This window comes from Streptomyces sp. CO7 (assembly GCF_053474865.1).
Genome location: NZ_JBRIOU010000008.1, coordinates 195715 through 197142 on the forward strand (window position 1 = coordinate 195715; position 1428 = coordinate 197142).

The 1428-nt window shown below is 71.1% G+C and carries 2 protein-coding genes and 1 tRNA gene; all 3 read left to right on the top strand.

Annotated features, from left to right (window positions below; translation table 11 throughout):
• A partial coding sequence (locus ACOV8S_RS25785; RefSeq protein WP_448320631.1) for a DUF3566 domain-containing protein occupies positions 1–484 on the top strand: 484 nt, incomplete at its 5' end.
• A 111-nt stretch (positions 485–595) separates the two neighbouring features.
• Positions 596–669: transfer RNA gene (locus ACOV8S_RS25790), tRNA-Ile, on the top strand.
• Positions 670–774: 105 nt separating this feature from the next.
• Positions 775–1203, top strand: a complete 429-nt coding sequence (locus ACOV8S_RS25795) for a hypothetical protein (protein WP_448320633.1) — start codon at positions 775–777, stop codon at positions 1201–1203.
• Positions 1204–1428: the final 225 nt, after the last annotated feature.

Sequence of the window (1428 nt, forward strand, 5' to 3'; positions counted from 1 at the left end):
GCAGGGGGCCGCGGGCCCGTACCCCCCGCCGCACGCCTACGAGGCGGGCGCGGTGTCGGCGCCTCCGGCCGGCGCGGTGCGCAGGCCGCGGACCGGCGCCAAGCCGGTGCCGCGCACCCGCAAGGCGCGGCTGCGGGTCGCGAAGACCGACCCGTGGTCGGTGATGAAGGTCAGCTTCCTGCTGTCCATCGCCCTCGGCATCTGCACGGTGGTCGCGGCGGCGGTGCTGTGGCTGGTCATGGACGCGATGGGTGTCTTCGCCACGGTCGGCGGGACCATCGCGGAGGCCACGGGCTCGGAGGGGTCCAACGGCTTCGACCTGCAGGGCTTCCTGTCGCTGCCGAACGTGCTGATGTTCACCGCGGTGATCGCGGTGGTCGACGTGGTGCTGATGACGGCGCTGGCGACGCTGGGCGCCTTCATCTACAACCTGTCCGCCGGCTTCGTCGGCGGCGTCGAGCTGACGCTCGCCGAGGACGAGTAGGACCTCCGCGAGATCGGGCGCTCCGGGCTGCGGATACCGATTTTGGGAGTTCGCATGTCGTGCGCTAATCTTCAGGAGTCAGCGCGCGGGACACACACCGCAGAGCGCGGCGGGGCTATAGCTCAGTTGGTTAGAGCGCATCCCTGATAAGGATGAGGCCACAGGTTCAAATCCTGTTAGCCCCACAGACACTGAAGACCCTCGGTCCACCGGACCGGGGGTCTTCTTCGGTTTTGGGTCCGGGCTTCCGCGCGGGGTTGCCACGTCACCCGCGTTGTACCGTGCACGCCGTGAGTGAAGAAGATCGGTTCGGACCTGGGCCTGTCGACGCCGACGAGAACGAGGTCGATCGCCTCCGGCGGCTTGCCGCGGCGGTGAAGGCGGATCTGTCCCGTTCCGGACTCGTCGTGCGGGACGTCGGGGAGGAACCGGACCGGGAGACGGCCCCCGGCGGTCTGGAGATCGACCTGGGCCCGGGCGACTTCGAGGCCTGCGGGCTGTGGCTCACCTGGGAGCTCCACCCAGCAGTGCGCCGGTCCGTACGCGAGGCCTCGCGCAGGGGCCGGAGCACGGACCCGGTGATCCAGGCTTCGATCGACGTGTGTGTACGGACGGCGGAAGCGATCGTCTGCATGCTCGGCGCACTTGGTTACGAGGCCGAGCGCGACGAGGCCTCGCACCGGCCCTTCGCGGTGAGGGTCCTGACCGGGCCTCGCTGACCTGAGACCGGTGCGGCTGCGGGAGGCCGGGGGTGCATGCGGAAACGCCGCCGGCCCGCCGGGGAACGGCGGGCTCGAGACGGCGTGGTGCGTGACGTGCGGGGGCGCGTGCGTGGTGCGGTGCGGGGCGCAGTGGTGCGGCGGTGCGGTGCGGTGCGGTGCGTGCGGGCGGTGGAGCGTGTTCTGTCGCGGTACGGGTCGGGCCGGGGCCGGGCAGGCGTTGAC